Annotated in this window: 7 protein-coding genes; all 7 read left to right on the plus strand. The window is 68.6% G+C overall.

All coding sequences use genetic code 11. The annotated features are described in order from the left end of the window. Positions 1-417 (plus strand): ATP synthase subunit I (locus tag I6U14_RS06425; RefSeq protein ID WP_296897819.1); only part of this gene is annotated, 417 nt, incomplete at its 5' end. Further along, positions 414-1130, plus strand: a complete 717-nt coding sequence (locus I6U14_RS06430; RefSeq protein ID WP_296897820.1) for a F0F1 ATP synthase subunit A — start codon at positions 414-416, stop codon at positions 1128-1130. The genes I6U14_RS06425 and I6U14_RS06430, both read left to right, overlap by 4 nt. A 116-nt stretch (positions 1131-1246) precedes the next feature. Continuing rightward, a complete protein-coding gene (locus I6U14_RS06435; protein ID WP_296897822.1) occupies positions 1247-1519 on the plus strand; it encodes a F0F1 ATP synthase subunit C in 273 nt (90 codons plus the stop codon). A gap of 10 nt (positions 1520-1529) precedes the next feature. Further along, positions 1530-2345 carry a F0F1 ATP synthase subunit B gene (locus I6U14_RS06440; protein WP_296897824.1) on the plus strand — a complete coding sequence of 272 codons (816 nt, stop codon included), beginning with the start codon at positions 1530-1532 and terminating at the stop codon, positions 2343-2345. Between the two features lie 166 nt (positions 2346-2511). After that, positions 2512-3555, plus strand: a complete 1044-nt coding sequence (locus I6U14_RS06445; RefSeq protein ID WP_296897826.1) for a hypothetical protein — start codon at positions 2512-2514, stop codon at positions 3553-3555. Between the two features lie 57 nt (positions 3556-3612). Then, positions 3613-4044 (plus strand): hypothetical protein, encoded by a 432-nt coding sequence (locus I6U14_RS06450; RefSeq protein WP_296897827.1) that lies wholly within the window; start codon positions 3613-3615, stop codon positions 4042-4044. Positions 4045-4068: 24 nt separating this feature from the next. Next, positions 4069-4959 (plus strand): F0F1 ATP synthase subunit gamma, encoded by an 891-nt coding sequence (locus I6U14_RS06455; protein ID WP_296897828.1) that lies wholly within the window; start codon positions 4069-4071, stop codon positions 4957-4959. Positions 4960-5081 lie beyond the last annotated feature (122 nt).

Here is a 5081-nt window from a genome sequence, read left to right on the forward strand (position 1 = left end):
GCTTGTGGGCGCGGTGGGCACCGCGTTTCTCCGGCGCATGAGCTGAGGGTGTCCCAGGTGGTCGACGTTTCGTTCAACATTGGGTCACTGTGGCTCGTGGTCTTCGCGTGTGGGGTCGGGCGTGGGTTGATATTCGATGCCGGGGTATCCCACACGGTGCGCGAGCGGTGCCGGGCTCGGCACCCCGGCCTGCTGCTGGGCGGCAGCCTCCTGCTGCGCATGGCCGTGCTGCTGGGCGGATTCTGGGCGCTGCTCATCGCCGGGAAACAGTGGACCGGGAATGGCTGGATGGCACTGATACCGGGGCTGCTCGGGGTCATCGCTATGCGCACGCTGCTGCTGCGCCGCTACGGGGGCCCCGGCAACGGCAGTGCCAATGAACAAGCAGCTGATGCGGCCAAGAGGCACAAGCGATGACCATCAGCCCGGACCAAATCGTGCTTTGGCAATGGGGTTGGCTGCACATCAACGCCACCCTGGCCTACACCTGGCTCATCATGCTGTTGCTGACACTCGGCTCCTGGCTGGTGACCCGGCGACTGAGCACGGGGCCCGAGATTTCGCGCTGGCAGAACTTGTTGGAAGTGGTGGTGACCGGGCTCCGGGACCAGATCCGCGACGTGAGCCGCCAGGAGCCTGGGCCGTATCTACCCTTCGTCGGCACCCTGTTCGTCTTCATCGCCACGTCCAACCTGCTGACCATCGTGCCCTGGTACCTGCCGCCGACCGGCTCCCTGTCCACCACCACGGCGCTCGCGCTCTGCGTCCTCACCGCCGTGCCGCTGTACGGTGTGCTCAAGCGCGGAGCGGTGGGCTACCTGCGCCATTACGTGCAGCCGACGCCGCTGATGCTGCCCTTCAACCTCATCGGCGAGCTCTCCCGCACGGTGGCCCTGGCCGTGCGACTCTACGGCAACATCATGAGCGGCACCGTCATCGTCGGCATCCTGATCAGCCTGACGCCCTTCCTCTTCCCCATCGTCATGCAGCTGCTGGGGCTGCTCACCGGGATGATTCAGGCGTACATCTTCGCGGTGTTGGCGATGGTGTATATCGCGTCGGCCAGTTCGGCGCACAGACAGAGTGACGAGGGGCTAGGGTCGAGGGGCGAGGAAAACGGCTCCGACTGACCGAGCGCCGCCCGACCGTCTGCATCAACCCTCGCCCCTCGAACCTCGAACCTCGAACCTCGACCCTCGACCCTCGACCCTCGCAACTCGAAACTCGAAACTCGAAACTCAGAAACATGGACCCCCAATCCCTCATCGCCATCGCTTCCATCTTCACCGCCGGCATCACCATCGCCATCGGCGCCATCGGGCCGGCCCTCGGCGAGGGCCGCGCGGTGGCGCAGGCGCTCACCGCCATGGCCCAGCAGCCGGACGAGTCGGCCACCATCACAAGGACGCTGTTCGTGGGCCTGGCGATGATCGAATCCACGGCGATCTACTGCTTCGTCGTGTCCATGATCTTGATCTTCGCCAACCCCTTCTGGGATCAAGTCGCGGGCGGCGGCTGAGGCGGGCGTTATGCAGATCGACTGGCTCACGGTCGCCGCGCAGATCGTCAATTTTCTGGTCCTGGTCTGGCTGCTGAAGCACTTCCTGTACGGACCGGTGACCAGGGCCATGGCCCGGCGCGAAGAACGCATCGCCGAACGGGTGCAATCCGCCCGCGAGCGCGAGGAAGCCGCCGAGCGCGAGCGCGAGCGCCTGCATGAGCGCATGGACCACCTGGAGGACCGCCGCGATGCCGTGCTGGAACAGGCCCGCGAGGAGGCCGACGGCGAGAAGCAGCGCCTGCTGGAGGAGGCCCGCGCAGACGTGGACGACAAGCGCGAGCAATGGCGCCAGCAGTTGCGCGACGAGCAGGACGCCTTTCTCAAGCAGCTGCGCCGGCAGACCGCCGAGGGCTTCGCAGCGCTGGCCCGCAAGGCGTTGTCGGATCTCGCCGACGTTCGGCTCGAAGATCGCATGTTCGACACCCTCGATAAGCAATTGGCAGGGCTCGACGACGACGAGCGCCAGCAATTCCGCAACGCCCGCGAGCTCGTGGTCAGTACCAGCTTCGCGCTCGAGGACGACCGCCGCGGGCGGCTGCGCGACCTGATCCAACAGCATCTGGGCGATGGGACGAAGCCCGACTTCGAGCAGGACAAGGCGCTCGTCTGCGGCATCGCCCTCACGGCCGACGGCCGCCGCCTCGCCTGGAGCCTGGCGGACTACCTGGACGGCTTCGAGCGCAAGCTCACGGCGCACCTGGACCAACGTCAGCGCGAGAGCGCAGACACCGAATCCGAAACCGATACTGACACCGAGCGGGGAAAGGAGGCTGCAACGAGCTGACTAGACATCGTCGCGGCCAGCGGCGGGTCCCACGGCGGCGATCGCATGTGGGAGCGGCATCCTTGCCGCGACAAGCCGCCCCCGGCGCCCTGGAAGCCGTCGCGGCCAGAGGCCGCTCCCACAGACGCACCACGCACTTCTAACTTCTCGCTTCAAACTTTTCAAAGTGCTCACCCAAGCTCTGGATCAAGCCTTCACCGATATCGGCGACGCCCTCGCTGAGACCGCGGGCGATCCCGCGCTGGACGATGTCGGCACCCTGCTCGAGGTGGGCGGCGGCATCGCCCGCGTCGGCGGACTGCCGCGCGTGGGCTTCGAGGCGCTCGTGGCACTGCCGGACGGCGTGCTGGGGCTCGCCGTGAACCTGGACGAAGACGCCCTCGGCATCGTGCTGCTCGGGCCAAGCGACAGTCTCCGTCCCGGCATGCGCGTGCGCGCCACCGGCCGCGCCGCGGACACACCAGTCGGCGAGGCATTGCTCGGGCGGGTCATCGACGCCACCGGCCGCCCGCTGGACGGCGGCGGCACGCCCGCAACCCGAGAGCGCCGGCCCATCGAGCGCCCGGCGCCGGCCATCATGGACCGTGCGCCGGTGAGCGTGCCGCTGATGACGGGCATCAAGGCGGTGGACGCCATGATCCCGATCGGCCGCGGCCAGCGGGAGCTCATTGTCGGCGACCGACAGACAGGCAAGACCCAGATCGCGCTGGACACCATCATCAACCAGCGCCGGCAGACGCAAAACAGCGACGTGATCTGCATCTACTGCGCCATCGGCCAGCGCGGCACGGCGGTCGCCCGCGCCGTGGAGACCCTCCGCAAGCAGGGCGCCATGGCGCACAGTATCGTCGTCGCCGCCTCCGGCGAGGACCCGCCTGGACTCCAGTACATCACCCCCTACGCGGCGACGGCCATGGGCGAGTTCTTCATGGATCAGGGCCGGGACGTGCTGGTGGTGTACGACGACCTCACGCGCCACGCCCGCGCCTACCGCGAGCTCTCGCTGCTGCTGCGGCGCCCGCCGGTGGGGGAGGCCCTCCGCGGGGAGTGGTTCGACCGCCGCCCGCGGCTCCGGGTGCGGGCGACGCACCGGGGTGGGGAGCGGGGCGGCGGTGCGGGGACGGCCCTGCCGATCGGCGGGACCCAGGCGCAGGACATCAGTGCCTACATCCCCACCAAGCTCATTGCCAGCGCCGACGGGCAGATCTAGCTGTCGCCAACGCTGGTCCGCAGGGGCAGGCTGCCGGCGGTGGACATCGGTCGCTCCGTGTCTCGAGTCGGCGGCAAGACGCAGTACCCGACCTTTCGGCAGGTCTCCGGGGACCTGCGTCTCGCCTACACCCAGTTCGAGGAGCTGGAGACCTTCGCCCGCTTCGCCACGCGGCTCGACGAGCGCACCAAGCGCCGCATCCAGCACGGCCGGCGGGTACGGCGCATCCTGCGCCAGGACGCAGCGAGCCCGCTTGCGGCCTGGGAGCAGATCGCCGTGCTGCTGGCTGCCAAAGAGGAGCTGCTCGACGACGTGCCGGTGGACGCCGTTGGCACCGCCGAGCAGCGCATTCGCGAGCAGGTCCAAGAACGGCATGCCGACCTCTGCGAGCGCATCGACACCGGCCGCGAGCTGGACGATGAGGCCTGGACCGCGCTTGCGGACACGGCGACGGCGGCGGTCGCCGACCTGCGCGATCACCAGAGCTGAGCGCGGAACCGAGCACAGAGCAGCATGGCCTCCATCGAATCGCTGAAGCAGCGCATGGAGAACCTGGAGGATCTGGAGCAGATCGTCCGGACCATGAAGGCACTGTCCGCCGCGAGCATCCGCCAGTACGAGCGTGCCGCGGCGGCGCTGGCGGAATACGAGGGCACCGTGGAGCTCGGGCTGCGGGCGGTGCTGCGTGACGCGCCGCAGGCGTTGGCGGCGAGCCGAGAGCACCCTGACGCGGCAGCGGAACGGAGCGCGGGCACGCCGGCGGCGATCATCGTCCTCGGCACCGATCACGGGCTCTGCGGACGCTTTAACGAGGCCATGGCCGAGCATGTGCGTGAGCACTTGGGCGCCGGCCATGCGGTACGCCATTGGCTCGCCGTCGGCGAGCGCGTCGCACCGGGTCTGGAGCACCTTGCCGGGGGCCTGCCGCAGATCTTTCCGACCCCAAGCTCCGCTGCCGGCATCACCGCCATCGTCCAGCGTCTGCTGCTGCGCGTGGACGCTTGGCGCGCCGAGGGCATCGCCCGCGTCGACCTCTACCACAACCGCCCCACCGGCCGCGCCGGCTACGAGCCGGGACACCAGCGACTGTTTCCCCTCGACCCGACCCGATTCCAGCGCCGGGCGCAAGCACCCTGGCCGTCCCGACGGCTGCCGCTCTATACCCTACCCCGCGGCCAGCTGCTCGGACACCTGCTGCGCCAGCACTACTTCAGCGTGCTGTTCCGCGCCTGCGCCGAGTCCCTCGCGGCCGAGCACGGCAGCCGCCTCGCGGCCATGCAGGCGGCCGAAAAAAACCTGGACGAGCGCCTGGAGGAGATCACCGGCCACTACCGCCGTGAGCGCCAAGCAGCCATCACCAGCGAGTTGCTCGACGTGGTCGCGGGATTCGAGGCGGCGTCTTGAAAAGACCCGATTAACCGCACAACCAACACAAGCCGCCTCGCGGTCGGACTTCAACCTAAAAAGAGTGGTTGGACGGTCGTCAGGGTGCGTCCCGCAGGGTGACTGGCAAGGCACAACGACGA

The organism is Thiohalocapsa sp., from assembly GCF_019695415.1.
GTDB lineage: Bacteria > Pseudomonadota > Gammaproteobacteria > Chromatiales > Chromatiaceae > Thiohalocapsa.